28 protein-coding genes and 5 pseudogenes are annotated in these 26,834 nt (G+C 42.8%); 10 read left to right on the forward strand and 23 right to left on the reverse strand.

Annotated features, from left to right (window positions below):
- The 4 genes and pseudogenes from A5N84_RS10290 to A5N84_RS10870 all read left to right on the forward strand — a co-directional run.
- A pseudogene (locus A5N84_RS10290) lies at window positions 1-1,361 on the forward strand (hypothetical protein); the annotation flags it as partial.
- A gap of 3 nt (window positions 1,362-1,364) precedes the next feature.
- Window positions 1,365-2,036, forward strand: coding sequence for a hypothetical protein (locus A5N84_RS06810; protein ID WP_072281769.1), 672 nt, complete (start codon window positions 1,365-1,367; stop codon window positions 2,034-2,036).
- Between the two features lie 26 nt (window positions 2,037-2,062).
- Window positions 2,063-2,794 carry a hypothetical protein gene (locus tag A5N84_RS06815; RefSeq protein WP_072281770.1) on the forward strand — a complete coding sequence of 244 codons (732 nt, stop codon included), beginning with the start codon at window positions 2,063-2,065 and terminating at the stop codon, window positions 2,792-2,794.
- Between the two features lie 18 nt (window positions 2,795-2,812).
- A complete protein-coding gene (locus A5N84_RS10870) occupies window positions 2,813-4,105 on the forward strand; it encodes an EF-hand domain-containing protein (RefSeq protein WP_072281771.1) in 1,293 nt (430 codons plus the stop codon).
- 114 nt (window positions 4,106-4,219) lie between these two features.
- Here A5N84_RS10870 and A5N84_RS06825 read toward each other — a convergent pair whose 3' ends face one another.
- Window positions 4,220-4,555 (reverse strand): carboxymuconolactone decarboxylase family protein, encoded by a 336-nt coding sequence (locus A5N84_RS06825; protein WP_072281772.1) that lies wholly within the window; start codon window positions 4,553-4,555, stop codon window positions 4,220-4,222.
- A gap of 94 nt (window positions 4,556-4,649) precedes the next feature.
- Between A5N84_RS06825 and A5N84_RS06830 the strand changes: the two genes are divergently transcribed.
- Window positions 4,650-5,549: a cupin domain-containing protein gene (locus A5N84_RS06830; RefSeq protein ID WP_072281773.1), complete on the forward strand. Its 900-nt coding sequence runs from the start codon at window positions 4,650-4,652 to the stop codon at window positions 5,547-5,549.
- A 5-nt stretch (window positions 5,550-5,554) separates the two neighbouring features.
- Here the strand turns inward: A5N84_RS06830 and A5N84_RS06835 are convergent, their stop codons facing one another.
- From A5N84_RS06835 to A5N84_RS13485, 10 genes and pseudogenes are all read right to left on the reverse strand, one after another.
- A complete protein-coding gene (locus tag A5N84_RS06835; RefSeq protein ID WP_072281774.1) occupies window positions 5,555-6,442 on the reverse strand; it encodes a LysR family transcriptional regulator in 888 nt (295 codons plus the stop codon).
- A gap of 75 nt (window positions 6,443-6,517) precedes the next feature.
- Window positions 6,518-6,889: pseudogene (locus A5N84_RS06840) on the reverse strand (transposase); the annotation flags it as partial.
- A 91-nt stretch (window positions 6,890-6,980) separates the two neighbouring features.
- Window positions 6,981-7,547 carry a C39 family peptidase gene (locus A5N84_RS06845; RefSeq protein ID WP_072281776.1) on the reverse strand — a complete coding sequence of 189 codons (567 nt, stop codon included), beginning with the start codon at window positions 7,545-7,547 and terminating at the stop codon, window positions 6,981-6,983.
- Entirely contained in the window at window positions 7,507-7,998 is a 492-nt protein-coding gene (locus A5N84_RS11990; RefSeq protein WP_072281777.1) for a hypothetical protein, read from the reverse strand. Before A5N84_RS11990 ends, A5N84_RS06845 begins: the two co-directional genes overlap by 41 nt.
- Window positions 7,999-8,334: 336 nt before the next feature.
- On the reverse strand, window positions 8,335-8,862 hold the full coding sequence (locus tag A5N84_RS06860) for a hypothetical protein (RefSeq protein WP_072281779.1): 528 nt from the start codon (window positions 8,860-8,862) through the stop codon (window positions 8,335-8,337).
- A gap of 80 nt (window positions 8,863-8,942) precedes the next feature.
- Complete coding sequence (locus tag A5N84_RS06865; protein ID WP_072281780.1) at window positions 8,943-9,251, reverse strand: hypothetical protein; 309 nt, start codon at window positions 9,249-9,251, stop codon at window positions 8,943-8,945.
- A 302-nt stretch (window positions 9,252-9,553) separates the two neighbouring features.
- On the reverse strand, window positions 9,554-9,847 hold the full coding sequence (locus tag A5N84_RS06875) for a hypothetical protein (RefSeq protein WP_072281782.1): 294 nt from the start codon (window positions 9,845-9,847) through the stop codon (window positions 9,554-9,556).
- 329 nt (window positions 9,848-10,176) lie between these two features.
- Window positions 10,177-10,728: a hypothetical protein gene (locus A5N84_RS06885; RefSeq protein ID WP_072281784.1), complete on the reverse strand. Its 552-nt coding sequence runs from the start codon at window positions 10,726-10,728 to the stop codon at window positions 10,177-10,179.
- A 28-nt stretch (window positions 10,729-10,756) separates the two neighbouring features.
- Window positions 10,757-11,512: a hypothetical protein gene (locus A5N84_RS06890; RefSeq protein WP_072281785.1), complete on the reverse strand. Its 756-nt coding sequence runs from the start codon at window positions 11,510-11,512 to the stop codon at window positions 10,757-10,759.
- A gap of 343 nt (window positions 11,513-11,855) precedes the next feature.
- A pseudogene (locus tag A5N84_RS13485) lies at window positions 11,856-12,080 on the reverse strand (transposase); the annotation flags it as partial.
- 240 nt (window positions 12,081-12,320) lie between these two features.
- Here A5N84_RS13485 and A5N84_RS10015 point away from each other — a divergent pair.
- Window positions 12,321-12,611: a hypothetical protein gene (locus A5N84_RS10015; RefSeq protein WP_143324868.1), complete on the forward strand. Its 291-nt coding sequence runs from the start codon at window positions 12,321-12,323 to the stop codon at window positions 12,609-12,611.
- Here the strand turns inward: A5N84_RS10015 and A5N84_RS06900 are convergent.
- The gene (locus A5N84_RS06900) at window positions 12,562-13,059 is read right to left on the reverse strand and encodes a hypothetical protein (protein ID WP_072281786.1); all 498 of its coding nucleotides are present in this window, start codon (window positions 13,057-13,059) and stop codon (window positions 12,562-12,564) included. The two genes, A5N84_RS10015 and A5N84_RS06900, sit on opposite strands and share 50 nt — an antisense overlap.
- Here A5N84_RS06900 and A5N84_RS13655 point away from each other — a divergent pair.
- Window positions 13,021-13,137, forward strand: a pseudogene (locus tag A5N84_RS13655) (IS30 family transposase); the annotation flags it as partial. The gene A5N84_RS06900 and the pseudogene A5N84_RS13655 overlap by 39 nt on opposite strands.
- Window positions 13,138-13,173: 36 nt before the next feature.
- Here A5N84_RS13655 and A5N84_RS06905 read toward each other — a convergent pair.
- From A5N84_RS06905 to A5N84_RS10020, 7 genes and pseudogenes are all read right to left on the reverse strand, one after another.
- Window positions 13,174-14,511, reverse strand: a complete 1,338-nt coding sequence (locus tag A5N84_RS06905; RefSeq protein WP_072281787.1) for an ABC transporter ATP-binding protein — start codon at window positions 14,509-14,511, stop codon at window positions 13,174-13,176.
- Between the two features lie 72 nt (window positions 14,512-14,583).
- Window positions 14,584-15,207 (reverse strand): energy-coupling factor transporter transmembrane component T, encoded by a 624-nt coding sequence (locus A5N84_RS06910; RefSeq protein WP_072281788.1) that lies wholly within the window; start codon window positions 15,205-15,207, stop codon window positions 14,584-14,586.
- Window positions 15,200-15,778 (reverse strand): MptD family putative ECF transporter S component, encoded by a 579-nt coding sequence (locus A5N84_RS06915; protein WP_072281789.1) that lies wholly within the window; start codon window positions 15,776-15,778, stop codon window positions 15,200-15,202. The genes A5N84_RS06910 and A5N84_RS06915 overlap by 8 nt, the downstream gene beginning before the upstream one ends.
- Window positions 15,775-17,520: an ABC transporter ATP-binding protein gene (locus tag A5N84_RS06920; protein ID WP_072281790.1), complete on the reverse strand. Its 1,746-nt coding sequence runs from the start codon at window positions 17,518-17,520 to the stop codon at window positions 15,775-15,777. The genes A5N84_RS06915 and A5N84_RS06920 overlap by 4 nt, the downstream gene beginning before the upstream one ends.
- Window positions 17,517-17,723, reverse strand: coding sequence for a hypothetical protein (locus A5N84_RS06925; protein ID WP_072281791.1), 207 nt, complete (start codon window positions 17,721-17,723; stop codon window positions 17,517-17,519). Before A5N84_RS06925 ends, A5N84_RS06920 begins: the two co-directional genes overlap by 4 nt.
- A 68-nt stretch (window positions 17,724-17,791) precedes the next feature.
- Window positions 17,792-19,234, reverse strand: coding sequence for an ABC transporter ATP-binding protein (locus A5N84_RS06930; RefSeq protein ID WP_072281792.1), 1,443 nt, complete (start codon window positions 19,232-19,234; stop codon window positions 17,792-17,794).
- A gap of 153 nt (window positions 19,235-19,387) precedes the next feature.
- Window positions 19,388-19,549, reverse strand: a pseudogene (locus A5N84_RS10020) (transposase); the annotation flags it as partial.
- On the opposite strand from A5N84_RS10020, the gene A5N84_RS10295 reads away from it, so the two are divergent.
- Together A5N84_RS10295 and A5N84_RS06940 are read left to right on the forward strand one after the other, a co-directional pair.
- The gene (locus A5N84_RS10295) at window positions 19,532-19,708 is read left to right on the forward strand and encodes a hypothetical protein (protein ID WP_158008673.1); all 177 of its coding nucleotides are present in this window, start codon (window positions 19,532-19,534) and stop codon (window positions 19,706-19,708) included. The pseudogene A5N84_RS10020 and the gene A5N84_RS10295 sit on opposite strands and share 18 nt — an antisense overlap.
- Window positions 19,709-19,963: 255 nt before the next feature.
- Window positions 19,964-20,554 (forward strand): PAS domain-containing protein, encoded by a 591-nt coding sequence (locus tag A5N84_RS06940; RefSeq protein ID WP_072281793.1) that lies wholly within the window; start codon window positions 19,964-19,966, stop codon window positions 20,552-20,554.
- A 221-nt stretch (window positions 20,555-20,775) separates the two neighbouring features.
- On the opposite strand, the gene rsmA is transcribed toward A5N84_RS06940, so the two are convergent.
- The 4 genes from rsmA to A5N84_RS06960 are packed head-to-tail and all read right to left on the reverse strand — an operon-like array spanning window position 20,776 to window position 25,171.
- Window positions 20,776-21,570, reverse strand: a complete 795-nt coding sequence (gene rsmA, locus A5N84_RS06945; protein WP_072281794.1) for a 16S rRNA (adenine(1518)-N(6)/adenine(1519)-N(6))-dimethyltransferase RsmA — start codon at window positions 21,568-21,570, stop codon at window positions 20,776-20,778.
- A gap of 12 nt (window positions 21,571-21,582) precedes the next feature.
- Window positions 21,583-22,920, reverse strand: a complete 1,338-nt coding sequence (locus tag A5N84_RS06950) for a peptidylprolyl isomerase (RefSeq protein ID WP_078055640.1) — start codon at window positions 22,918-22,920, stop codon at window positions 21,583-21,585.
- A 2-nt stretch (window positions 22,921-22,922) separates the two neighbouring features.
- Window positions 22,923-24,890, reverse strand: coding sequence for an LPS-assembly protein LptD (locus tag A5N84_RS06955; protein WP_072281795.1), 1,968 nt, complete (start codon window positions 24,888-24,890; stop codon window positions 22,923-22,925).
- On the reverse strand, window positions 24,866-25,171 hold the full coding sequence (locus A5N84_RS06960) for a hypothetical protein (protein ID WP_143324871.1): 306 nt from the start codon (window positions 25,169-25,171) through the stop codon (window positions 24,866-24,868). The genes A5N84_RS06955 and A5N84_RS06960 overlap by 25 nt, the downstream gene beginning before the upstream one ends.
- 81 nt (window positions 25,172-25,252) lie before the next feature.
- Here A5N84_RS06960 and purH point away from each other — a divergent pair, with 81 nt between their 5' ends.
- Window positions 25,253-26,824: a bifunctional phosphoribosylaminoimidazolecarboxamide formyltransferase/IMP cyclohydrolase gene (gene purH / locus A5N84_RS06965; RefSeq protein ID WP_072281797.1), complete on the forward strand. Its 1,572-nt coding sequence runs from the start codon at window positions 25,253-25,255 to the stop codon at window positions 26,822-26,824.
- Window positions 26,825-26,834 lie beyond the last annotated feature (10 nt).

Genomic DNA, 26,834 nt, shown 5'->3' on the forward strand with positions numbered 1-26,834 from the left:
TGGTTCAGGTTGTTGCCAATATGGGAGATTCCTTAGGGAAGGGTAATGAATTAACAAATAACGCATCTTCATCACTTTCTACATTATCTTTGGCTAATGATGCGGCTAAAATATATCAATCTATAACTCAGAAAAATGAAATTAATCTACATGATTTAAATAATCTCCTAGGTAATTTATTTGTTGCGGCAGGAGATGGTTTAGCTTCTCGTGGCTTTAAAGCAGGAGAGATTTTTTCTGTAGCTGGTATATTTATTAAAGAATACGGCGATCATACTTATAATGATGGTAACTCAATTATGGCGGCTGATGACTTCTTTAACGCTGATAATTTCAAAGGTTTTCTTTGGGAAAAAGCTGAAGATTGGTCAAAATTTGTTTATTCTGCTTTCCCGGATTGGATGAATCCATGGCTAGATTTGGATCGTTCAAAGGAGCAAAAATACTATTTCACCGATCCCTTGATTATTGATCTTGATGGCAATGGGATTAAAACCCTTGCAGCAGCGGTAAACCGTGCAGTGATGTTTGATGATAATGCCAACGGCATCCGCAATGCGATAGGTTGGGTGGATGCCAATGACGGTATTTTAGTCCGCGACATTAACCAAGATGGCAAGATCAATAATGGCCGTGAGATTTTTGGTGACGCCTATGAACTTAAAAGCGGTGCGCTTGCTAAAAACGGCTATGAAGCATTAGCGGAATTTGACAGCAATCAAGACGGCAAAGTGGATGCCAATGATGCTGATTTTGCCGAGCTGCGGATTTGGAGAGACGTAAACAGCAACGGTATTACCGATGACGGCGAATTATTAACGCTTGAAGCCGCCGGCGTAAAAGCACTGAACCTTGAACACACCGCTGTTGATGAGAAACTTGAAGGTGATAACACGATTACCCAAAAAGGCAGTTATGAAAAATTAGATGGTTCAACTGCTGAGATGGGGGATGTAAACTTTACGCGCAATACTTTGGTTTCTGAATATGTAGAAAAAATTCCTCTCACATCAGAACAATTATTATGGATGAACTTAAAAGGCGTAGGCAATTTGCGAGATTTACGCGAAGCGGCGGCAACCTTTGAACCTTTAGCTGAAACTAAGCGTGAATCTTTGCTAGATGACTTAATTTATCGCTGGACAGGCAGTGAGGATGTTGATCCTTATAGCCGCGATCCTAAGAAAATTTATCCGCATGTGATGGATGCCCGCCAATTAGTGACGCTTGAGCATCTCACAGGGCATGGCTATCTGGGTACTTGGTGCTGGGGTTCAACTATGGGAGACCATCTCAGCACCTCAAAACTTTGCAGAAATGGTGTGAAATTTAATGCTAATCTACTTCAGCCCCAAGAATAAATTATGAGATATACTCCCATCAATCAATTTTTTGTATTGTTTTTTTTCCAGCATGTATTTATTGTTTTTATTTTTTTTCCATTTGCGTGGAATAATTCTCTAGATGCGTATTTTAATTTCGATTACCATAATAATTTTTATACAAATTTTATTTCTTTAGGGGCAGCTTTTGACGCAAAAAATATACATACATTTTTAAGAGCTTATATAACCATTCCATTAGGTATCTTATTTTCTTTAATTTTTACATTAAGCTTGTTTAAATTTAATAAACAAAAAAATATTCAATGGGCTGTAGAGTTACCATATTATTTTTCTAGGAAATTAAAATATGGCATGCTCTGGATCTATTCAATTATAGGTTATATTTTAATTGGCGCTGAACATGCCTATACTAATAAATCTCATCTTACTGAAAGCAGTTCTTTCCTTGTCGGAGGAGCAGAATTTCTAATTATGATGACTATTTGTTATTGTATGGGCTACTTTGCAATACTTGCTTTAAGGAGAGAAAAAATGAGTGAATGTGATAATAGAGATAATATGGGAAAAAGTTCTTCTGATGATATCATGACAGTTGCTATCTCTGTCTATAATGGTGTTGATGTTTTACCTCAGAGTCTGCTTATGACTAGATTCGTCAAACCTGTGCACCTTTTTTTATTTTTGATTTAAATAAAATAAATTTTCGGAGTCTATAGATGTCTGATAGTGAGTTCACTAATAAGTTGATAGATTTTTCAACTAATGTTTTGAAAGAAGATTTTTATAATAGAGAGTTTAAAATATATAATATTATTCATATGCAAGATAGAAAATTCTATATTGATTATTTTAATCTTTATAAAAAATCTGAACAAAATAAAGAAAGGCGAATAGCTGAAACATTGGGAATATATTTTATTCCCCCATTTGTTATGGTATCAATAATATCTGGGTTTCTTATTTATAATTTCTACGATTATTTTTATTTTGATTCAATAAATAAAGTAGGTATTTTTTTTAGTATTACTAAAATGCCAGAAAAGCAATATCTACTAAAAGGTTATTTTTTTATATTTATTATTTTGTATACTTTGATGGTTTTGTTTCTTGCAAGAAAATATTTTGTCATTGTTAGGAATTTTGATTCTTGGAAAAATTTTTTCTTATATTATGCTGATATAATTGTAGTATCTTTTGTAATTTTAGTTTTATTATTGGCGGCACCAATGGTTGAGGTACTATCTACTTATAGTAATGTGACTAGGTATGATTTTGATATCTCTCCTGCTGGAATAATAAACTATTTTTGTCTTCTTTTTTTTATTGTTTTCTTTTTAATATACAGGTTATGTTATTTTAGCCTATTTTTTTATAGAAAATCAGAAATGGATGCAATTACCACATCCATAGCTTCATCATACGCTTTTTATAAATTTTGTGAGAAATAAAACTTAAGGAGAATTACTATGAGTAATGTCTGTGAGAATAAACAACCTAAAGATTACTCTGAACTTGCTAATGATCTTAATAACTGGGTTCAGATGTATGCTAATGCAGCATCAATTGATGAAGCATCGGAAAAGTTTAAATTCTATAAACAATTTCTATTGGATAAATATGGTTCTGACTATTTTGCTAAAAAGGTTATAAATAGGCATAGTACATTGAGAGGAGTTCTTAATGAATTAGGGTCTGATAAATTTAGAAAAGATATCTCGAATCAATTTAGTCAATTTGTTAAAAATAACTATAATACAGGACAAAGAGTGTATGATTATATGTCTTCTAAAGGATATATATATTCTGAAGCGGATAAACAATACTATTGGAAAAAGGCACAAACTTATTATGAAATAAGGGATGATATTAATTCAATCCAAAGAAACGCCCAAAAATTTGCAACACAACTAGGTAAGAATTTAAGTGTTGCTGGAAATGTAGCTAATGCAATTGTACCTATAGTTGATATAGTTGGAAATTGTAATACTGCTCAAGCAGCAAAAAATTCATTAGTTGCAGTCTCATCAAATTTTATAACTAGAGGATTACTTTCTTTTATTCCTGCTGTTGGTCCAGTTGCGGCTATGCTTGGTGGAGCTTTACTAAGTTACCCTGTTAGCACAGGACTAGGTTGGCTTTATGACAAAGCTTATAAAGCTTTTACTGGGAACGAAATTCCTAAAGGGAATCAATGTACAGATAATCAACCCAATATATCTGAAGCGGAATGTACCACATCACCTTTGGTTATTGATTTAAACAAAAATGGTATTCAAACTTTTCCTTTAGGTATTTCTACACGCTTTGACTTAGATAATTCTGGTTTTGCAGAGCGAACTGGTTGGCTAGATGAGCATGACGGCTTACTAGTATTAGACCTAAACGGCAATGGAAAAATTGATAATGGTGCGGAGCTTTTTGGTAATCATACCGCATTAAAAGATGGGACTTTAGCTTCTGATGGTTTTGCCGCTCTTCATCAATATGATGAAAACGGCGACGGTATCATTTCATCGACCGACTCTATCTGGTCAAAACTCTGTCCTTGGGCAAACTCTTCTGCGGTGCGCACGTCAATCCATATTCCTTCGGCTTTGACCGCCGCTTTATCAGCCGATTCGGCAGCCGCTGTTTCGCTAACCGCCGCCGCAGGCTGTTCGACCGCCGCCTGCGCCCAAGCGCCGAGCGACAATAAGGCAATGCCGCTGCGATTAAGGTATTTCTTAATAAATGTTTCATCATATTTCCCGAATAATTGAAATATAGTCGGAGAAGTGGAAAAGTAGTACAAGGCGGCGAGCCGTAGACAGTACAGATAGTACGGCAAGGCCAGCCAACGCCGTAATACTTTTTCAATTCTTCGACTATAGCGATTATTTTTGCGCTTCAACAGCTTCTAAAGCACGCAAAGCATAGGTATAAGCCGCTCCCGCATTCAAAGCGATTGCGGTTGCCAAAGCACCGGCAATTTCGCTTTCCGTGGCGCCCAATTTCGCCGCTTTCTCGGCATGGACGCTGATGCAGCTTTCGCAGCGCGTAGTAATCGCCACCGCAATGGCAATCAATTCCCGCGTTTTTTCATCCAAAGCCTCTGCCGCTGCCGCTTGGTCTAATGACAGATAAGCCTGCAACATTTTGGGATGATTTTTGCCTAATTCGCCAAAAGATTTTTTGACATGTGCGGTATGGGCGTTCCAATCGTTAAACATCATATGCTCCTAAGTTTCTCATTGAAGAGCGGGCATTATGCGACTTTTTTCGCTATCATACCTATCAAATCCTCTCATATTGTAGGCAAAAAAGATGGATATTCTCGATCAACTGATTCAGCTGGCACAGATTCGCGGTCAAGCGGATATTCATTGCCGCCTGCAAGGGGATTGGTCGATTCCGCATGAGCAAAAGCAGGGGCAGGCCAATATGCACATCATCAGCCGCGGCAGCGGCTGGCTGAATATCGCAGGAGAAAAAGAAGCCCGTGCGATTAAGCAGGGCGATATTCTGTTCTTTCCGCAGGCGCATACACACCGCTTGAGCAGCAGCGATAAATCCCTGCATCGGCAAGAAAAGATACACAGCCGCAAGCAAGGCGTATTTACCCTGAACTACTGCGGCGATTATGCACAAGCCGATATGGAGTTTTTCTGCGCCGTTTTTCATTATGAAGCGAATGCGGCGCTTTTCCGCGCTCTGCCGCAGATGATTGCCATCAATGTCGAGCATCCCGCCCTGCAAACCTTAAGCCGGCTGTTGAAAAATGAAGCCGATAAGTATGACGAGGGCGCCGCATCGCTGATTCACGCCTTATCTTCGGCATTATTCATCATGATTATCCGCGCCTATCTTGCCGACTCGCCCGCATTGCCCGAGGGTATTATCAAAGCCGGACGGGAACCGCGCCTACAGCCTTTAATCCACGCGATTATGCACAATCCCGAACAAGATTGGACGATTGAAAAACTCTGCGAATTAGGGCATCTCTCCAGAGCGCAATTGATGCGCCTGTTCAAGCAGCATCTCAATATCAGCCCCTATGCCTTTATCTTGCAAACCCGTTTGCAAAAAGCCGCTCATTTGCTCAAAAACAGCCAAGACAGCATTTTAAACATCGCCCTGCTTTCAGGCTTTAACAGCGAAACCAATTTCGGCAAAGCCTTTAAAAATTACTACGGCATCAGCGCCGGCGATTACCGCAAACAATAAAGGCTTCAGGCATTATCATGCGCCAGGCATTGCGCGATAAAGCCCTTGATGTAATCAATCTCGGCGTCATTTTCGCGAATGCCCAAATAGATATGCTTATGAATGCCGGCGCCGATGGATTTGCTGACCAGCGGCAAATGTGCAAACTGGTTTTCCAAAAGCCAACCCGGCAAGGCGGTAATGCCGCGGTTTGCCGCCACCATTTCCAGCAGAATTTCCGTGGTTTCCACGCGCTTATGCAGGGCGACGTTTTGCTTGGCGGGCAGGAGAAACTGCTGAAAAATATCCAGTCTTTCCGTCGGCACGGGATAAGTGAATAAGGTTTCATTGCTCAAATCCGCCGCTTCAATCGCCGTTTTTGCCGCCAAAGGATGCGAGGCGTGCATGGCGAGCTTGAGTTCGTAAGGAAAAGCCGGCGTGAAAATCAATCCTTCGCGGAACACGGGATCAGGGGTAATCAGCACGTCAACCTCATAAGCAAACAGCGCGGCAATGCCTTTGAATTGAAATTGCTGATGCACGTCCAAATCCACATCCGGCCATTGTTCGAGATAGGGACGCACATTGCGCAACAGCCATTGATAACAAGGATGGCATTCCATGCCGATGCGCAGACTGCCGCGCAGCCCTTGGGCAAAGCGGCGTAATTCCGTCTCGCCGCGCTCGAATTGCGGCAAGAGCCGCAGCGCCATTTGATGGAGATAGTCCCCTGCACGGGTCAGACGCACCCGTCTGCCGTCTTTTTCCCAAATCGGCGTACCTAATATATCTTCCAGTTTTTTGATGGTATGGCTTAGGGCAGGTTGCGTAAGATGCAGGGCATCGGCGGCATTGGTCAGGGTGCCGGTTTCCATGACGGCGGCGATAATGGCAAGATGATGACGGTCGAGCATCAAAACTCCTCATAAAAAAGCCTGTTTAGGCAGGCAATGCTTTGCATTATAACCTGAGTTCGGGATAAGCCATCTCTATTTAGCAGCCGCCAAAGCATTCTTCCCAAACATCTGCGGCTTATACGCAAACAAGCAATATGCCGTTAATCCAGAAATCAGATTCAACAAAAATCCCTTCTCTGAACGATGGCGAGTATGTTCAATTTGGCATAGATTCTTTAACTGATCAAAAATCGTTTCAACAACACATCTTTGTTTTAACAACCTTTTTTGTTCAGGACTTTGGGGCGGGGATTTCATATTCTTTTTCTTGCCTGTCAGTAAAGTGATGTTGTATCTCTTTTCTAAGCAATCGCTTAACTCTTTGCTGATATAGCCTCTATCCCCAACCAACAATCCAAACAGTTTGTTTGCCATTTGTCGTAAGCCTTTACGGTCATCAACATTGCTCTTTATTTTTTAGTGGGGTGCTTATCCCGAACTCAGGTTATTATTAAGATTAGGCGAATAATGGAAAGATTCAGAAATATAGTCATCTTTACCTATAAGATTTTTGCATCATCTCTATTTGCAGTGCAATAGCGCTTTTTCTTTGCGGAACATTTGTGAAAAAGTCCGTAGCGATAGACATCTGCTTTGCATTAGGAACAATTGCTAAAATCTTGCCGCTTAATTCACTCTCACGCGTTTGCCATGCGCTTAAAAACTGTTCCCGGCTCAGAGATAAATGCCCTAAAGCAGGATCGGCGAGTAAAACGGTTTCTCTATTAATGCCGTATAAAACGGAAAAATGTTCATTATTGCGATAGCGTAAATACACAATGACGGGGGCACGTAAATGCTGTAATTGTTCAAAAGACAAAGCATAACCCTGTGCCTGAAAGCCTAAATTAGGCAAAATTTTCTGCATGTCGGCAAAAGAAGCCCGCCAAGATTCCTGTGCTTCCTGAAGTAATCGTTCCAAAATATCGGCTTCAGAATAAGATTGTCCATAATAACGGTTGAGTAAAGTCGCAATTGCTGCTGCTCCGCAGGAATAATCCAGATTTTGCTTAATAATTCCCTCATCCCGCAGATATTTCCAACTTTTTACCTGCGGATGCATGGTTGGCGGAAAATAATCTTGTATGCTGATTTGAGCAATAGAAAATTGAGTGACTAGTAAAAATGAAATAAGCCAGTAATTTATTCTCATGTGCTTCTCTTGATATATTTAATTTTTTTAAATTTTTTCTGCTATTAATGCGTTTTTCTAATTCTGGTGAAAGTGGTTCACTATCGAAAAATTTTTCATTCAGCATTGCCTGTATGCCAAATTTAGCCCATATCCACAATAATAATCCAAATGGAATTAGGCTAAAAAATTGCAATAATAAAAATGGAAGCAGTGAGGTTAGAAATAAATAAATTAAACTATAGACGACTGATAGTTTTAAAATTTTTTTATTTCTTATGTTTTTATCATTTTCATCTAAAAGTTCTGTATGTACGCAAAATATAAAAAGAGTAATAAAACATATAATTACACTAATTGCGCCATGAGCAACCATAGTCATTTATTCTCTTTCTTTGGTTTTTTGTTAAATAAAAAATGTGTAGAAATAGAGATAACTATAATAGAGAATATGATAAATAATAATATGTCAAACCTGAATTGTTTAATATATACGAAATTGAATAAAGATATGCAGATAATTGCAAAAAACATAGCAAGTTTTTTATTTTTTAAAGGTTTTTTTGCAGCCCCGATTGTCATGCCTAAGCTGGTTAATGCCATAGATGTTATAAAAATAAGTTGTTCCGTAATTTCGTTATTTGCGTCCATCATCAAATTTCTCAAAATAATAATGATAAAAGGTCAATCCTCATTTTAAGGATTGACCGCCTATTATTTATGGATTATTAGGATTTGAGTCTTGCCAAGGAAACGTTGCTGCATTAATTGCAAGTTCTGTTTTTATTGCATGATAAGCAGCTAATCTACTTAAATCTTCAGTCAAAACTTGGGTTAATGTTTTACCAGCGGCAGCGGCACCAAGACCAGTTAATCCGCCTGTTGCTGCGCCAGCGGTTGCTGAAATCAAATTTGACTCTAAACTCGCAAAACTTCCATGTGCAATATAGTGGTATAAATTACCAGTAGCAACGCCAAAGCTTGCACCAGCCAAGGCTCCATTTCCTAAAGTCCCCCAAGCAAATGCACCTTCAGTTTCATTCATTTCCTCTGGGTTAAGTGCAGTGAGTGCGAATTGATTGTCGAATATTGCCTCGGCAATAGCATCTGTGTGCGGTATTTGCTTAATGGCTGAGAGCGCTGCGTTAAAAGCTTGTTCATCTCCTATCTGGCTAAAAGTTTGAGTATCTGCATAGCTAGTGCCGGCAAAAACAGTAATGACGATGGTTAATATGAGTTTTTTCATGATTTTTCCGTGGTAAAGAAAATGGTTTTGTCTGATGATTTAAGCGATATTAAATGCTAAAATAAATAAATATAAATATTTCATTTTTTATATAGTAATAATAATGAACCATCTTTTCTCATTCTTTCAAAATAGCCCTCATAAAGCAATGACATAAAAATAAAATATACCCAAATAACAATAAGAGAAACGATAGGAAAAATATAAAAATCAAATGCCAAGATAAATATGGGGAAAGTAATGACAAGATAAATAATGCTTAAAATCACCCCTATTTTTATCACTTTTCGAGCGGTGATTTCTGCTGTGATACATTGCAATGAGAAAATAAAAATCCGGCAGGCAATTGCAATCAGCAAAGGGCAGATAACGGGGAGGTAATTATTCATGTTTCCTCATCAATATGAATAATAATATAGAAGTGGCGGAAAATATCAGCAGCAGTATCTCGGAACTGATACTTTGATGTTTAAACATGGCAAAAGCGGGAGATAATTTGTCTCTCATCATTAAATGATATAGGGAAAATATGGAAAAAGCGAATGACAGGCAGAATAATTTAACGAGCGTTTTTTGATGGGAGAGACTGACGTGCATCAAGGCAGAATATACAGCAATTATAATGAGAACTTCATGAATAAGAGTTATTTTTTGCATATTGAAAATACCTGATAATTTGTAGGTTATGCGCTTATTTATTATTTAAAAAATCCTCGTTGCTATTTCTAGCGCTCCAGCTGTCAACAGCATAGCGTAGGCCGAAGTACCCTAGCAAAAAAATAGGGGCGTAGCTGAATTTTTTAAAGGCGAAAAAGATGACAAAATATGAGAGTGCTAGGTAAATAGCGATGTAGTTTAATAATCTTTTAAAAAGTGCTTTCCCCGAAGTGTCGCTCAACTCCCAATGCACGATAAAAACTAGGAAAAATACAATAAATAAGACGCAGCTAACCACGCTTCCCGGAGTGAATAAAGGATGTTCCATATCAATTCCAACGCTTAAATGCCAACCAGTGAAAACTGGCTGTTATAATAAAACTTGCTATAATAATGGCTAAAAAAACTGAGAGTTTGAATTTATTTACTGCAATAAAAAAGAATAAAGATGTAAAAATTCCTACTAGAAAAACTATTGTCATTTTCTTTTTGAAGGCGACAGGCGTAACGCCAATCTTAGAACATAGCAATAACAGAAATGCAGTGGCTAAATATATAAAACCATTATTCATATTTTCTATAATTTACGAATGATGTTATTATCTTTATCTGTAGAGAATATCAAGGGTTACACCTTGATATTCTCTCTCCTATATGTTAATTGTTGGAATTTTCGTATGGAAAAGTTGCTCCTAATATTACTATATCTGTTTTATAAGCATGATATCTTACTAAAGCCTCTATCTTATCTTTTGGTGTAAGTAAATCATATTTCTCCCTTGCTGTTAAAGTTTGCCATGTTTTTAGGTTCGCTGAAGCGCCAGGCAAAAATGCTCTCGCACCTAATATTGCACCCAATACTGCGGATTGAGCATTAGAATCCCAGCTGGCAAATTCATCATACTTTAAATAATGCATAATATTATTTAAGGATACATTGTAAGCAGAGCCAATTAACATTCCATTTCCTAAAGTCCCCCAAGCAAATGCACCTTCGGTTTCATTCATTTCCTCTGGGCTAAGTGCAGCGAGTGCGAATTGATTGTCGAATATTGCCTCGGCAATAGCATCTGTGTGCGATGTTTGCTTAATGGCTGAGAGCGCTGCGTTAAAAGCTTGTTCATCTCCTATCTGGCTAAAAGTTTGAGTATCTGCATAGCTAGTGCCGGCAAAAGCAGTAATGACGATGGTTAATATGAGTTTTTTCATGATTTTCTCCTGTGTTTATGAAATTACATCAAAATCTATGCTGAAGAGCAAATGTGATATTGCTACCCTCATTTCCTGAGAGATGCCATTGCGCATCAGCAGAGAGTGATGTTTGTGATGAGACGGCATAGCCGACGCCGATACTGGCACGGCTATTTGTTTCAAATGTTTGTTTGATACCGTTAATGCGGTCGCCTTGTTTTCCTATCCATTGTAATTTGGCATTGAAGCTGACACGGTCGTTAGCGGCAAAAGAGACTCCAGGACGAATAAGCCAATAATTTCCCAAGCGGTAATTATCGTTGTGCTTTAAATGGAAGCGATAACCTGTGTTTAATGAAAAAACAACAGGATCAATAGATTTATAGGCATTAATACCTACAAACCAGGATTTCCCGTGATGGCGTTCACCGCCGATTTTTTCTAAAGCGGCAGTTTCTACAACACCAATCAGCATGGGGTTTGCACCATCACGCAGCAATACATGATTTAAGCCTAGCGTGATTTCGGAAAGCTCGTTTTTGCTTTCTGAAAGATTGCGGTTATTTAAACTGTAGCGGTTTTGTTGCCAAAAAGCACCTAAATTTGTATAAATTTCGGTGTCTTGACTTAAGCCGTATTGAAAGCCGAGATTGCCATAAAGTATATCTGTATTTTGCTTGCCTGTTTGCAGGCGTGTGGGGATTTCGATGAGCGTATTTTGCGGCGTGAGGAAATAATTACTGCCTTGAGTATAAATATCAGCATTGCGGTTGTAGTAGGTCATTGATAAACCTAATTTCATGCGATGCTCCTCGGCTCCTCGGGCGAGATACCTTCAAGAGAAAGCGGTAAATCTGCTTGTGCATTTGCGGCGCACAGTGCCGTCATTATGTATAGATGTATTTTTCTATTCATGTTCAGTCCTCTATATTTTTTTGTATCTTAATTTTGTTTTTGATAATTATCAATGAGGACGAGGGGAATTTTTATACTCTTTAAACTGTGTTAATAATAAAAGAAATATATAATTGTGTTTGAAATAAATTTTTCTTTAAATTTAACCTGAGTTCGGGATAAGCCACCTCTATTTAGCAGCCGCCAAAGCATTCTTCCCAAACATCTGCGGCTTATACGCAAACAAGCAAATAGAACCAACCCATGCTGCTTTTGCCACGTTGAGCAATGTTTTTAAATACTTTATGCCTATGAATTCGACGATTGTGGCAAATAGATAAGATGGTGGAATCCACGATACTGATGCCTGTACATTTCCCCATTTGAGTACTGAGAAAAACCAACATAGCAGGTAATGCACGTTGTGCTAATTCGATAAATCAATTGTAGCTTGGCATGGTGGGGAATGCTGTTTTCCAAAGCCGTCTCGTCTTCCGCCCACCACGCCTTATGCTCGCCAGAAAACCGCCCATCTTGCGCAGCATTTCCAGTATTTTAGGATTGTGCGCAAGTCCGACAATCTCGCGCATCCCGATATGGCGGCGAGCCTCGACAATCCAATCTAAATCACTCATGAAAAAACTTAAATATTTGATAAATTAGACATCAATCCCATACATTTTGGGGTTTTAACATATTGTTAAACAGGAGAAAAAATGTTGCTTTATTGGAAACTATTTCTCATTAACCTTACTTTTTTAAGTGTCCTTTTTATTTTTACTCTTTGTAAATACTCAAAAATTACACCTAAAATACTTGTACGTGATGCAGCCATCATCCTTTCTCTTTCTTTTCTAATGACAGAAATGGGAATGTGCCGCACAGGTCAAGGCAGCATTTTCTGCCACCCTGACTATTCCTTAGGAAAAATTAGTGAAAAAATGCGCAATGGAGAAATTAAATTCCAAGAATTTCCATTTCAAAAGCAAAACGCCACTTCGCCCTAGCAGAATACACACAAGCAATAAACTGTCGCTTACGCGTAAATTGTGCGCGTGAATATGCTGTTAGCTTGCAGTATTCATGCGGTTGTAGGGCAATTTCATTAAATTGGGCAAAATCACAGTGTGTTTCATATTCTAAATCAATTCCTAGCGCGATATGCCAAGCCAGTGCAATGGCAACATAATCACCGCTATGGCTGATGCTGATATTAGGCAATAAAGGCTGATGCTGATAGGCGTTCAAGGTTAAAAAAGGCGCACCTTGTTTGTTTTTGTGTATAGATAAATGTTGCGCTGGGTGATTAATATGAGGTGCGGCAATTTCTCGGCAGAGGAGTCGTGCTGTTAAAAAACGCTGTTTATCTTCTAAGCGGTAGTAAGATTGTGCCGCTTGCCATTCTGTTGTTAGGCAATGTCGTTCTATAGTCGGAGAAGTGAAAAAGTAGTACAAGGCGGCGAGCCGCAGACAGTACAAGAGCGTACGGCAAGGCGAGCCAACGACGTAATACTTTTTCAATTCTTTGACTATAATAGCCTGAGCGGAGCGAGTCTGCTCCAATAGACTTCAATCATGCTGATGCTTGTTCAAGCGGTAGATGTGGTCGGCATAGGCGATCAGGCTAGGGTCGTGGGTGGCGACAATGACCATATTGCCTTTATCTGCCAGTTTTCTGAGTTCTGTGCAGAGTTGCTCGGCGCTACAAGCATCTAGCCCTGATGTGGGTTCGTCCAGTAAGCAAATGTCTCGTTGTGCATAGAGTGCAGCGGCAAGCAAAACGCGTTGTTGCTCGCCAGCTGATAGGGCTTGTGGGTGCTGCTCAGCTTGATGCGCGATAGAAAAAACCTTGAGATAGTGTTCAAGGCGTTCTTTATCTTGCTGATTGAGTTTGCGCTGCGGCAGGGTGATTTCTTCGCAGACTTTAGCGGCAAAGAGTTGGCGCGGTATGTCTTGCATGACAAGAAAGCTGCGTTGCATGAGCTGTTTGGCTTTTACCGCTTTGCCATTGAGCATAATGGGGTAGGCGGTTTTGTTGAGTCCTGCGAGTGTGCGTAATAGCGTGGTTTTGCCGCTGCCATTTTGACCTATGATTGCGCTAATGCTGCCCTTTTCACAAGCAAATGGGGCTTGATTGGGCGCATGATAAGCAAGGTGGGGCTTAAGCGGTGATGAGGGCTTGTGGCTTAAAAGAGTTTTAGTTGGCGTTTCTTGCCAATAGTCTTTGGCTTTTTGATTGTTGATGATTTTTCCTTGTTTCATGGTGATGACGCGATGAACCCTGTCTTTGAAAAAATGGCAGCGGTGTTCGGCAATGAGCATGGTGATGCCGCGTTCGCTCAAACTTGGAAGCAAGTCGCGCAGCTGTGCGATGCTTTCGGTGTCTAAATTTGCGCTAGGTTCGTCAAACAGTAGGATTGGGGCTTTATCCACGAGTGCCGCTGCAATGGCGACACGCTGTCGTTCGCCGCTAGAGAGTGTCCAAAGGTTGCGTTCAAGTAGAGTGTCGATAGCTAAGGCTTGGCTAACGTATTCAATATCGAGCAGAATTTCTTGTGGATTTTCACCTGCGTTTTCTCGTGCAAATGCCAGTTCTTCGCGCACATTGCGACAAAAAAATTGCATGCGTGGGTTTTGATAAATCATGCCAATTTTCCGCCCCAGTTGATGGATTGGCGTTTGTGCAGGAATATGTTCTGCAATCTTAAGTTTGCCGCTTAATTGGGCAGGATAGATATGAGGCACGATGCCGCTTAAGGCGCGTAGCAGGCTGCTTTTGCCACAGGCGCTGTGGCCTGTGAGTAGCACACTTTCGCCTTTCTCAATGCTGAGGCTGATGTGAGATAGGCTAGGGCGATGTTGATTGTGATAAGTGAGGCTGAAGTCTTCAATCTGTATCAATGACATAGGCTTATATTCTATTTAGTAAGATGAGTAGGCAGCAGCTTAGACAAAGTAGCCAGTCTTTCCATGTGAATGTCAAAGGATAAATGCTGGTTGGACGATGTGGCTGCCCAGTCCGCGACTGAGTGCCGCAGCGGTGAGCGCTTCGCCTGAAACAATGGTGGCACTAATCAGCGGGATTAGAAAATATTCCAACATATTGAGCGGTTGAAAGATAGCCTGTCTAAAGCTGAGACCGCGTATGCGCATGGCTTCTCTAATGGCGCGTGCATTGTCGCTGAGTGTGGGTAGGAGGCGAAGCATCACCGCAAGAGCGGTGGTGAGGGCGCGTGGGCAATGTAAGCAGTGTAGCCCTGCAAGTAGTAAATTGGCGGGGCTGACTTTGATGAAGTAGTAGCCCATGCAGCTGGCGCAGAGAAAAGGGGCGCTAAGGCGTAGGCTGGTGTAAAGTGCGCTATGCCAGTTGCCGCTAGGAAGAAAGCTGAGTAAGCGGTATAGCAGGGCTAAGATGATGGCGCAGATGCTTACATTTACCGCTTCTTTCCAAGCGCGACAGAGCAAGAATAAGATAATGATTTGCCCAAAAATCACAAAGAGAAATGTGGGGTTGTCATTGGATAGCACTGCAAGATTGATGCTGATAAGCGCAAATAAATGACTGCGCACATCAAATGGTGAGCGGATAGCGCGTTTAGGCATGACCTGCTCTTGCAAAATGTTTGTTAATCAGTTTATTGGCAATGATTGCGCCAATAAAGCCGGCGATGAGCACCAAACACAGCATGCTAACAATGGTGAGCGGCTGAAAGATAGCGGCGATGTTGTTTGCATATTCTGCGCCAAAACGTTGTTCAATATCTTTGATAATCGATTGGCGCAAAAAGAGAAAAGGCAGAAAGGCACCGCTTTGCCATAGGGCAAAGATGCTATAGGCAAGATAATTGAGTGTGGCTTGTTTTCGGCGGCGAGCAAGCAACGCGATGCTGTCGGCAATGCTGCCAGCGATTAAGGCGCTCAATAGCGTGAGCGGATAATCACCGAGCAATACAGCGGTGAGTGCAAGTAACAATGCCATGAGTGTGATGAGCCCAAATTGATGAATGCGGCGAATAAACAGCATAAAGGGAATGGCAGCGATAATGACCGCTATCGGGGCAAGCGGCACAATCAAAATTGGACTAATGGCAGCAAAAGCGGTGATAGAGAAGTATAAGAAAAAATAAATGACGCTAAAAATGCCGAGTTGAATATAGGATTTGGCTGAGTTCATGGTCTTTCCTTTTGATTATGTTGGACTTGTGCATTGGGAGATAAATGGGCTTGCCAGAATTGGGCATAGCGGCCATTTTGTGCGACTAAGCTGTGATGGTCGCCGCATTCGCAGACTTTTCCCTGTGCAATAAAGGCAATTTGATGGGCTGAGAGAATGGTGTTGAGTTGATGAGCGATGACGACAACGGTGGCATTTTTTGCCAATTCTTCTATTGCCGCGCTAACAATCTGCGCACTTTTGCCATCAAGAGCAGCGGTGGCTTCATCAAATAAGACAATTGGCGCACGTTTGAGCAGGGCGCGAGCAATGGATACACGCTGACGTTCGCCGCCTGATAAAGCACTGCCCCCTTCGCCAACGCGGCTGTTTAAGCCCTCAGGCAGTCTGGCAATGATTTCATCAACGCCAGAGAGCGTGATGGCGGTGTGCAAATCGGCTTCACTGGCATGAGGATTGCCTAATCGGATATTGGCTTCTAGGCTATCATCAAAGAGATAAACCTGTTGAAATACGAGGGAAAATTGCTGCATCAACTCTTGATGACTGAGTTGGCGAATGTCGTGTCCGCCAATAGAGATGCTGCCGCTATCAATATCCCAAAATCGCGCGATAAGTTGAATGATGGTGCTTTTGCCACAGCCTGATGCGCCGACAAGAGCGGTGATTTGACCGCTGGGAATATGTAGATTGAGTCCTTGCAAGATAGGCGCATGGCTATGATAGCCAAAGCTCACATTGCTCAATGTGATGTCATGACGATTGGGTGCTGGCTCAGGATTTTCGGCTTCTGGCAGGCTTGGCGTATTTAACAGATTGACGATGTCTAGTAGCACTGCTTTTGTGCGTTTCAGCCCTGCACCATATTCAGATAATAATTTGAGCGGTCCGCTAAAGAGTGCGCATAATCCAATCAAGGCAAGCGTTTTGGCAGGAGTTAAGCTGCCATTTAAGGCAAAGAGTAAGGCGCTGCTGACCACGATGGCAAGCAAGGTTTGCACCAAGATGCTTTGGCTGAGCATTCCCCATAAAGAGGCAAATAAGGCTTTGTGTTGGGCTTGATGCTGAGCGTTTAAGGCTTGAATGAGCGGTGGATAATCACCGCTGTGATAATGGCTACTGCGCAGCAGGCTTTGGCATTGAATATATTCCAAGATGGCTTCACCGCTTTGTTGATGTGCATGGTGAATGTTTTGTTCGGCGCGTTCATGGCGCAGCGTGGAATAATGTGTTAGCGCATAAATCAGTGGTGTAGAAAGGATTAAGATCAGTCCTAAGCGCCAATCAATAAAGAGCATAATGACCGCTACGCTCAGCGGTACGCAGATGTTGATGATAAGCGGCAGCAGAATATCCATCGCGCTTTGCGCAACGAGCAGAGTACCACGTACGGCAATATGTGCAGCAAAGGCACTTTTTTCTGGGGCGAACCAGCCAATTGGCAGGCGAATGAGATGTCGCCCTAATTGCTTGTGCATGAGATGAATGAGTTTCATGGCTTCGTCAAATCCACGCATGGTCGCCACCGCTTCTAAATAGGCACTGATTCCAGCGGCAATCATCATTGCCAGCAGCCAGTATAAAAAGGCTTGATACTCTCTTTGTAGCAGGTGTTGCATGAGTGGTAACAGCAGGATAACGGCAATGCCTCGCACGATGCCTGTGCTAATGGCAAGGAGAAGAAATTGGCGAAATTGTTGGCGCTCTCCAAAAGCGGCAAGACGGAAAAGTGCTTGAATCATACTTGCTCCGAAGTGTGTTGGCTATGCCAAAGTTGATAGTAAAGTCCTTTTTTGGCAAGCAGTTCGCTGTGCTTACCTTGTTCAACAATCCTGCCTTTGTCCATCACCAAAATTTGGTCGGCATGAGCAATACTGGCTAGACGGTGGCTGATGCTGATGATGCTGTGTTGCTGTGTCAATTCCTCAATGGCTTGACTAAGCATTTGCTGCGTGAGTGGGTCGGTCGCAGCGGTGGCTTCATCAAAGATGATAATGGGTGGGGCGTGTAATATCAGCTAGCCAAATGAATACGTTGAATTTCGCCACCAGATAGTCTGGCTTCTGTGCCAATCATGCTGTCGTAGCCTTTTTCTAATTGCATGATTCGCTCATGAATGCAGGCACGTTTGGCAGCGGCGATGAGTTGCTCTTCGCTAGCACTTTTACCAAGCCTGATGTTGTCGGCGATACTGGCATGTAAGAGCGGTGCTTGTTGTCCCAATATGCCGATGGTTTCCTGAAGCTGGCTCAATGGAATGTGGCGCAGTTCCTGCCCATCAAGGCTAATACTGCCTGCTTCAATATCTTGAAAACGTGCGAGTAGGGCGGCAAGGGTGGATTTGCCAGCACCAGAGCTGCCCACAATGGCGCTATGGGTCTTGGGTGGAAAATCGGCATTGATGTGTTCCAAAATACGATGCTCTGCATAGCCAAAAGAAAGATTGCTTACGCGCAGATGAGGAATGGCAGAGAGCGGCACGATGGTCTTGGCATTTGTCAATTCTGCTTGTTGCAAAAAAGCATAAATGCGCTGCGCTGCTCCTTGAGCGGCAGCACGTACTTGCGAGGAAAGTGCAAGCGTCATGAGCGTGCCGGGTACAAAAAGAGCAATGAGTGTGGCAATCAGGATATGCTCAGGTGCAGGCGCTTGGGGGAGAAAAGCGGTGGCACTCATGATGATAATGATAACAGGGGCAGATAAGGCACATAGAGCAATGCCTTGCGCGCGCATGGCTGGTTGCACCAGTGTGCTGAAGCGTTGATAAAAATCACTACTGGCTTCGTCAAAGCGGCTATAGCCCATCTCGCTTTTAGCAAAGATTTTCAGCACGGCAACGCCATTGACGTATTCTGTAATCGTGGCGCTGACTTTTTGTAAATGGCGGTTTATCTCTTCCATGATGCCGCGCATATCATAACGTGCGCAGAGGCTAAATAGGATAAGGTACAGCAGTAGTGGAGCGGTGGCGGCAATGCCTAGTTTCCAGTCAAGATAAAAACAAAAGCCAATCCCCATCAGCGGTGTGAGTGTGGCGGCTAACATTTCGACAAAGGTATGGGCAACCAGTTGATGCAGGGACTCAACGTCTTCTTGTATGAGTTGTCTGATTTCGCCTGAAGCGTGATGGCTAAACCAAGAAAGCGGCAGCTTTGCTAGTTTGCTGATCAGCTTGCTGCGAAGCAGGGCTTGCAAGCGGTGGTCGGCAATATGAGTCAGCCATAGGGCAATTGCACCGAGACCTGAATGCAATCCTAAACCCATCACAAAGTAAAATAATGCTTGTAAAGCCGCTTGTTTTTCACCGCTAAATAAAGCCTGACTTAAGGCGAGTAAAGCGGCGTAGGGAATTAAGGAGCATAAGCTCGCTAGTATTTGTAATAAAGCGGCAACACTCATGCGATATTTAATCGGAGACAGTAGCTGCCATAATGGCGTATGTTTTAATTTCAACATGATATATCCTGTTCAGCTGTGAGAGATTCGGCAAGTTGGTGGAGGAGATTGGGCAATTGCGTATTGGGCGCTGAAAGATAGAAATGTCCGCCATCCACAACGAGGGCGTTCAGAAATCTGTGTCAGTTCAATCAAAGGCTCATCACCTTATCTAAGCGCCCGGGGAAATGGATAGACAACTGCATCATAGCAGACAATAAGAATATCTTCTACGCCATGATTGTGTAAATCCATCAGCACAGACAGCCAATAATTGGCGCCCTCACTTTCAGAGCAGTAAAGTCCAATAAGCTCTTTATGCCCCTCGGTATTGAGGGTTATAGTTGGTCGGTAATACTGCTGATGGCGGCTCTACTCAAATCCTTTAATGGTTCTTATATACCGATTGCCATGTACATCATTTTCACTGGCATTATTTCACTGATTGCCATTCGCGCTGCTGACGACTACGCTGGCAAACCATTGGACGACTGATTTCATAAGCGCCATTAAAACCTAAAATGCAACAGGCTGCCCCAATCGACCGTATTACCCCTTCAGGCATTGAAAAACGCTACACACCGCTTTTTAGCCCATGGTGTCTTGGCAAAGCCTTAATTAATAATAATAGACATTAAGAGATTTGTAATTAAATTTAACAATTGAAAAATTAGCCAAAAACAATATTTTATGGTATAATTGATACCTTCAATTGATAATTTTTTTTACAATCTTTTATGGAAAATTATCATGAAATACGAACTTCCAAAAATGGAAAAACCTCCTTCCCACACTTCTATCTCTTCTATTGAAACCGCCTTTATGGAATACCATGATGACTCTTCACGCGAGGTCTTCTTTACGGACTCGCAATACATCGTCCCACACAACATGATGATTGTTTCGCGCACCGATTTAGACGGTTTCATTACGCATGCCAATGCAGACTTTGTCGATGCCAGCGGCTACACCAAAGAAGAAATTATCGGACAACCACATTTTTTTATGCGTCATCCACATATGCCTAAAGCTGCTTTTGCAGATCTTTGGACAACCATCCAAACAGGCGGGACTTGGATTGGCATAGTAAAAAACCTACGCAAAGACGGTGGTTACTATTGGGTCAAAGCCACTGTAACCACTATTCGCGATAAAGATGATAATATTGTCGGCTATCATTCAGTACGTCGCCGTATTGATCGCGACATTATCAAAGAATATGAAGAACGCTACGCGCAAATGCGCGCTGAAGAAAAACGCCTAAACAGCGCCATCAAACAAGTAAAAAGCGGTGATGTCCAAACTCACCGCTTTTATTTTATAACGCCACACAATCTCTAATCTCTAATCTCTAATCTCTAATCTCTAATCTCTAATCTCTAATCTCTAATCTCTAATCTCTAATCTCTAATCTCTAATCTCTAATCTCTAATCTCTAATCTCTAATCTAATCTAATCTAATCTAATCTAATCTAATCTAATCTAATCTAATCTAATCTAATTTCCCGCCAGAAAAAACACCCCACGAAAAAACGCCGTTAGCCCTTATTTTCATGGCGCTATTAGGGCGCTACCCTAGCACTTAACGCGTTTGCCATGCGTGCAAAATCCTCACCGCCTAATGTTTCAGGTCGTGCGGTTGGTTCAATGGATAAATCCGCCAACTGCGCCTCGCTAAAATAAGGGCGCAATGATTTACGCACCATTTTTCGCCGTTGACTAAAAGCCTCTCGCACCAAGCGCTCAAACACCGCAAACTCTTCTACCTCCCAAGCAGGCGTTGTCCGTACAAGCAATCGCACCACAGCGGAATCCACTTTTGGCGGTGGATTAAATGCTTCTGGCGCAATCTCAAATAGCGACTCTGCCTCACAATAATATTGCACCATAATGCTCAAACGTCCGTATGCCTTACTGCCTGCCTGCGCCACAATCCGCGCCACCACTTCTTTTTGTAGCATAAAATGCATGTCTTTAATCTGATGCCGATGCGCCAGACAGTGAAATAAAATGGGTGAGGAGAGGTTATAAGGCAAATTACCAATCAAGCGCAAAGGCGCTTCTTTAGCTAAGGCGGATAAATCCACGCGCAACACATCTGCTTCAATAATTTCCAACTTGCCATGAATAGCGGTCGCTGCTTTTAGCGCGCTCATCACGCGGCGGTCAAATTCAATGGCTGTTAGGCGCTTAGCTTGTTGCAACACAGGCACAGTCAGCGCTCCCAAACCAGCTCCGATTTCTACTAAATGTTGCCCTTCTTTAGGCGCAATCGCACAAACCAATTGCGAAATGACCTGTTCATCGATTAAAAAATGTTGTCCTAAACTTTTATCCGCTTTGACTGGAGTTTGCATGGTGCTTATTCCTTATAAGCGAATATCAACATAGGCTTGCTGACGCAATTCAAGTAAACGTTGTTGCCAAACTTCTTCCAATTGTTTTTCCAATAAACTTTGGCGAATTTGCGCGCGCAATACTTCTTCACTGCGATCAACAATGCGTTGGTCTAGCACTTTTAGAATATGCCAACCATAAGGCGTGCGCACGGGCGCGGTATATTGATTAGGGATTGCCTGCATCATCGCCTCAGCAAAAGCAGGCACTACTTCATCTGCGCCAATCCAACCCAATTGCCCCCCCTGAGAAGCAGAAACGCGGTCATCAGAATAGGTTTGCGCTAATACAGAAAAATCCGCGCCAGCTAATAATTGTTGATAAAGCGCGTCCGCGCGTTGTTTTTGACTGTTTGCCTGCGTTTCATTGTCTACGCGCAACAAAATATGCGCCACATTCGCCTCAGGCAATTGATACGCACCGCCCTCACCTTGTTTGCTCACCACTTTTAGAAAATGCATGCCATCCCGATCGGTAATCGGCGATTCTACAATTTCGCCTGCTGGGAGATTGGCGATGGCGTTTGCAAAGCGGGTAGGGATTTGCGCCATGCTCACCTCGCCCAAATCATTAAAGGTCGCACCATTAATTTGACTGGCAATTTGCGCTAATGATTGTCCTGCCTGATGAGCATTGGCTATCGTGCTTAGAATCTGCTTAACCGCCTCCCCGCGCTCTTTAACGCCTCCTGCTGGGACAGGCACTAATAAATCCTGCACCTGTAAACGTAACCCCTGCGCGCGCGCGATTTGTGCTAACTGCTGGTCAATTTGTGCTTCACTAATGCGCACATTTTGCCCCACCAAGCCTTGACGCAATTGTTGTAATATCACCTCATGCGCCATTTGCGCGCGAAAAGCGCGCTCATCCAATCCTGTTTCTTGTTGAACCTTGCCCAACAACTCATCCACGCTTAAGCCATTTTGTCCTGCCACTTGCATTAAAGCCGCTTCAATGTCTTGCTCGCTGGCTTGAATGCCTACTTTTTGCTGAATTTGCGCTAGCAAATGTTGCATAATCACGCGCTCTAATAATTGCGTTTGCAGCATCTGTGTTGAAATCCCTTCCATATCGCCAAACTGCGCCCGTTCGCGCGCTAGTTCTTGTTGTAATTGCTGATAACTAATCACCTCATCATTAATCACCAAGGCAATTTCATCTAACAATTGATAGTTAGAGGCGTATTTTTGCCCAAATTCAAGCGCGCTTGAAGGGGAGTTCACCACTGTTTGCGCGTATGGGTTTAAAGGCGTTAAAAGCGCTACGCTTAAAGTTAAACAAACGGTGCGCGCAAAAGAATTTTGAAACATTATTACTCCTCTTTTAAAGGTTTAAATCCTTGAATTTCTTGGCTTAGAAGTGCAGCAGAACGATTGCCCATATTCCCTAAGCCTTTGAATACAAATTCTAAGTATACGGCATTATTCGCTTTAGCGCTTTGCGGGGTGTCGCGATAATGCTTGCCAACCAAACGCCATGCCCAGCAACAATCGTTATACTCCACGCCCAATAAGCTATTGAGTGAGCGGTCAAAGGTTTTGGAATAATCTTGTCGCGCAAACACACGCCACTGCGGATTGATGCGCCACACGCCTGATAAACTCAATTGATTGTAGCGGTTGCGATAATAATGATGTCCAAGGCTAATAAAGCGGTCGTCTTCTAGTTTATAGCGCAAATCAATCACATCGCGTTGATTTTCACCTTTAGCAGTATCCCAAAATGACAGCGCATAAATATCCCAATGGCGGTCAATTTGATAAAACCCCTCCCCCACAATCACTGATTTCCCTTCGGTATGCGCTGCAGAGGCGGTTAGATTTACTTTGCGGTCGGCAAAATATTGGATTTGCCCAAGCGAAAGACGAAATTTCTCCTGCCCATCTTCATCCTTATACAGGCGGGTGGTGAGCACGGTGGTGAGCTGGTTGGCATCCCCGATTCTATCGCCACCAATAAAGCGGTTGGGCGCAAATAACCATTGCCATGAACGACTTGCTAAACCTGTATCAAACAATGGCAAATCATCTTGGTTGCGATAAGGCGTATAGAGATAAAATAATCTTGGTTCGATGGTTTGGGTGAAATGCGCTCCGCCCCATTGCAAAGGTCTTTCTAAAGTTAGTCCGCCATCTAGGCTAAGCGTTGGCAATAGGCGGGTTTGCTGAGGTTTAGCGTGTGTGGCATTAAAATTAGATAAATCATAATGCGTGGCTTTTAGGCGCAATTTTGGTTCAAAATAGCCATAACTACGGTTTAGGCGATACCCCACCTCTCCCTGCACATCAAAACGATTGGCGCTGCCTTTGTTAGGCGCTTCAAAGCGTATCGCTTCGGCATTTAGCGCATAATGAAAAGGTTGATGCTCTTTTGCGTAGTGATACAGCACTTGCGGTAGGCGCCGATAGGGCGTACTACTGGCGCTCACTTTGGGACTAATGCGCTGATAATCTTGCCCCTGAATAATGAGTGTGCCATAGCGCCCCTCGCCAATAAGGCGCGCATAGCGCTCTAAATACCATTGGTTATACACATTTGGGCGATAATCATAATCTTCTACAAAATGACTATCTGAAACATCTTGCAATAAAAGCTCACTCCGCCACTGCTGATTTAATTGCGCGCGATGGTCAAATTTAAACGACCACCTTGGACTTTGTAGAGATTTATTATCTTTATCTATCCACATGCCGTTAAGCGTTGCGCTTTGCCTAGCGCCTAAATAACGATATTCCCCCTCCAGCATAATGCCGCGTTTACTCATCGGACGCAGGGAAAAAGTCGCATCTTGATTGGGCGCGATATTCCAATAATACGGCAAGGTTAAATCCAATCCGCGTTTTTCGCTAGAGTGTAGCATTGGCGTTAAAAATCCACTTTGGCGCGCCTCTGTGGTGGGAAAAGAAAAATAAGGTAAATACAAAACGGGGATATTTTTAATATTAAAAGTGATATTGCGCGCCACCCCGCGTTGGGTTTGTTGGTCAAGGGTAAGTTGTTGGGCTTGTAAATGCCAGGCGGGCGATTGGCGAGCGCAAGTTGTCCAAGTTAGTTGTTCAAAGCTACTGTTTTGCTGTTTTTGGTCAAAATGCACATTTTGCGCTGACCCGATGACTGTGTGGGTTTTGGTGCGCATTAAATAATCAGCTTGTTTAAAATCAATGGTTTGTGCGGATAAATCATAGCGTCCTTCGCGCCCTTGTACGACCAGCTTAGGCGAGGCAAATAATCCTCCCTCTTCAATCATCACCTGCGCTAGTGCATTTTGATAGCGCAACATTGGCGCAAATAAATGTTTATCGCTTGATGCAATTTCACCGAACCTGAAAAATCTGCCTGCTCAAAATCTGCGCTAGAAAAATCTGCAGAAATAGAAACTTGTGTATCCCCTGATTGACCGCCTAGGTGGGTATAAGGCAACAGTGGGTCAACCACGCAATGCTCTAACGCCCAAACAGGCGCATTCCAAGCTCCACTAAAAACAAAAGAGATAAATATAAATAATACCGTTGCACGGCTTTTAATCCATTGTGATAAGGTATAATCCGCGCATTCTAGCAAAAACCTTGCACAAGCAAACAAACATATCCCACTAATTTATATTGACTGACATGAAACCAAACTATTATTAAGGAGAAAACCATGCCCCAGCACAATATTTCCCCCAAACGCGCTTTAATTAGTGTTGCCGATAAAACAGGATTGATTGAATTTGCCAAGCGCCTACGCGCTCAAGGTGTGGACATTCTCTCTACTGGCGGCACAGCAAAAACCCTACGCGACAATGGGATTGAAGTCATCGATGTTGCGCAATATACCGACTTTCCAGAACTTATGGACGGACGACTGAAAACCCTACACCCCAAAATTCATGGTGGCATTCTTGCACGTCGGGGCATAGATGAGGACGCGCTCACTCAACACGACATTCAACCCATTGATTTAGTGATTGTGAATTTATATCCCTTCCGCCAAACTATTGCCAAAGAAGATGTCAGCATTGCTGAGGCGATTGAACAAATCGATATCGGCGGGCCAACGATGGTTCGTGCTGCTGCAAAAAATTATCAAAGCGTCGCAGTCATAGTCAATCCCAACGACTACCCAGAAGTGATTCATGCCATCGAACATCAAAGCGTTGACCTTAAATTGCGCCAATACCTTGCTTGCAAAGCTTTTGAATACACCGCTGGCTATGATGCTAGCATTAGCCAATATCTAGCGCGCACCTTTGAACAAGACACGCTAAAGGATTTCCCCGAGCAGCTCAATCTTGGTCTTGAGCTTAGCGAAGTCTTGCGTTATGGCGAAAATCCTCACCAAAAAGCCGCTTTTTATAAACACCCCAAACCTATTGGCGCAAGCCTTGCCAATATCATTCAACATCAGGGCAAAGCGCTTTCTTATAATAACTATGCCGACGCCGATGCAGCATTAAGCGCCGTTATTCGCTTTCAACAAGACCCAGCTTGTGTGATTGTTAAACATGCCAATCCCTGCGGTGGGGCAATAGGAGAAAATGTCTTACAAGCTTATGATTACGCCCATCGTTGCGACCCCGTCTCTGCTTTTGGGGGCATTGTTGCTTTTAATCGCGCTGTAACGCCAGAAGTGGCGCGCGAAATCTTAAGCCGTCAATTTGTCGAGGTTGTGCTTGCGCCTGCCTATGCCAAAGAAGCACTCGCCATTTTTGCTGAAAAACCCAATATCCGCGTTCTGCAAACCCAAAACGACGGACACATTGAGCGCCACTGGCAAATCACTAGCATTCGCGGGGGGGTGTTAGTGCAAAACTGGGATAGCGGACAAATCAAACATGAAGACCTAAACGTGGTGAGTAAGCGTGAGCCTACAAATGACGAACTCAACGACTTACTATTTGCTTGGCAAATGGTCAAATCTGTTAAATCCAACGCCATTGTTCTTGCCAAAAACGGGGCAACCATTGGCATTGGCGCAGGACAAACCAGCCGTGTTTATGCCGCACAAATCGCCACACTCAAAGCGCAAGAAGCCCAACTCCCCCTAAACGCCAGCGCATTAGCCAGTGATGCCTTTTTCCCCTTCCGCGATGGGATTGATACCGCAGCTCAAGCAGGCGTGCGCGCCATCATTCAACCTGGGGGCTCTATGCGAGATGAAGAAGTTATCGCGGCAGCCAATGAGCACGATATCGCCATGATTTTTACAGGCATGCGCCATTTTCGCCATTAATTTACCTAGG

This window comes from Rappaport israeli (assembly GCF_001888055.1).
In the GTDB taxonomy this organism is placed as follows: Bacteria; Pseudomonadota; Gammaproteobacteria; order Cardiobacteriales; family Cardiobacteriaceae; genus Rappaport; species Rappaport israeli.

Bases quoted from the DNA above. Each gene is read 5' to 3' on its own strand.
- A5N84_RS06810 (WP_072281769.1), top strand. From the start codon at position 1,365: ATGAGATATACTCCCATCAATCAATTTTTTGTATTGTTTTTTTTCCAG.
- A5N84_RS06815 (WP_072281770.1), top strand. From the start codon at position 2,063: ATGTCTGATAGTGAGTTCACTAATAAGTTGATAGATTTTTCAACTAAT.
- A5N84_RS10870 (WP_072281771.1), top strand. From the start codon at position 2,813: ATGAGTAATGTCTGTGAGAATAAACAACCTAAAGATTACTCTGAACTT.
- A5N84_RS06825 (WP_072281772.1), bottom strand. From the start codon at position 4,555: ATGTTTAACGATTGGAACGCCCATACCGCACATGTCAAAAAATCTTTT.
- A5N84_RS06830 (WP_072281773.1), top strand. From the start codon at position 4,650: ATGGATATTCTCGATCAACTGATTCAGCTGGCACAGATTCGCGGTCAA.
- A5N84_RS06835 (WP_072281774.1), bottom strand. From the start codon at position 6,442: ATGCTCGACCGTCATCATCTTGCCATTATCGCCGCCGTCATGGAAACC.
- A5N84_RS06845 (WP_072281776.1), bottom strand. From the start codon at position 7,547: ATGCATCCGCAGGTAAAAAGTTGGAAATATCTGCGGGATGAGGGAATT.
- A5N84_RS11990 (WP_072281777.1), bottom strand. From the start codon at position 7,998: ATGACTATGGTTGCTCATGGCGCAATTAGTGTAATTATATGTTTTATT.
- A5N84_RS06860 (WP_072281779.1), bottom strand. From the start codon at position 8,862: ATGAAAAAACTCATATTAACCATCGTCATTACTGTTTTTGCCGGCACT.
- A5N84_RS06865 (WP_072281780.1), bottom strand. From the start codon at position 9,251: ATGAATAATTACCTCCCCGTTATCTGCCCTTTGCTGATTGCAATTGCC.
- A5N84_RS06875 (WP_072281782.1), bottom strand. From the start codon at position 9,847: ATGGAACATCCTTTATTCACTCCGGGAAGCGTGGTTAGCTGCGTCTTA.
- A5N84_RS06885 (WP_072281784.1), bottom strand. From the start codon at position 10,728: ATGAAAAAACTCATATTAACCATCGTCATTACTGCTTTTGCCGGCACT.
- A5N84_RS06890 (WP_072281785.1), bottom strand. From the start codon at position 11,512: ATGAAATTAGGTTTATCAATGACCTACTACAACCGCAATGCTGATATT.
- A5N84_RS10015 (WP_143324868.1), top strand. From the start codon at position 12,321: ATGTTGCTTTATTGGAAACTATTTCTCATTAACCTTACTTTTTTAAGT.
- A5N84_RS06905 (WP_072281787.1), bottom strand. From the start codon at position 14,511: ATGTCATTGATACAGATTGAAGACTTCAGCCTCACTTATCACAATCAA.
- A5N84_RS06910 (WP_072281788.1), bottom strand. From the start codon at position 15,207: ATGCCTAAACGCGCTATCCGCTCACCATTTGATGTGCGCAGTCATTTA.
- A5N84_RS06915 (WP_072281789.1), bottom strand. From the start codon at position 15,778: ATGAACTCAGCCAAATCCTATATTCAACTCGGCATTTTTAGCGTCATT.
- A5N84_RS06920 (WP_072281790.1), bottom strand. From the start codon at position 17,520: ATGATTCAAGCACTTTTCCGTCTTGCCGCTTTTGGAGAGCGCCAACAA.
- A5N84_RS06925 (WP_072281791.1), bottom strand. From the start codon at position 17,723: ATGCTTAGTCAAGCCATTGAGGAATTGACACAGCAACACAGCATCATC.
- A5N84_RS06930 (WP_072281792.1), bottom strand. From the start codon at position 19,234: ATGTTGAAATTAAAACATACGCCATTATGGCAGCTACTGTCTCCGATT.
- A5N84_RS10295 (WP_158008673.1), top strand. From the start codon at position 19,532: ATGCCCCTCGGTATTGAGGGTTATAGTTGGTCGGTAATACTGCTGATG.
- A5N84_RS06940 (WP_072281793.1), top strand. From the start codon at position 19,964: ATGAAATACGAACTTCCAAAAATGGAAAAACCTCCTTCCCACACTTCT.
- rsmA (WP_072281794.1), bottom strand. From the start codon at position 21,570: ATGCAAACTCCAGTCAAAGCGGATAAAAGTTTAGGACAACATTTTTTA.
- A5N84_RS06950 (WP_078055640.1), bottom strand. From the start codon at position 22,920: ATGTTTCAAAATTCTTTTGCGCGCACCGTTTGTTTAACTTTAAGCGTA.
- A5N84_RS06955 (WP_072281795.1), bottom strand. From the start codon at position 24,890: ATGTTGCGCTATCAAAATGCACTAGCGCAGGTGATGATTGAAGAGGGA.
- purH (WP_072281797.1), top strand. From the start codon at position 25,253: ATGCCCCAGCACAATATTTCCCCCAAACGCGCTTTAATTAGTGTTGCC.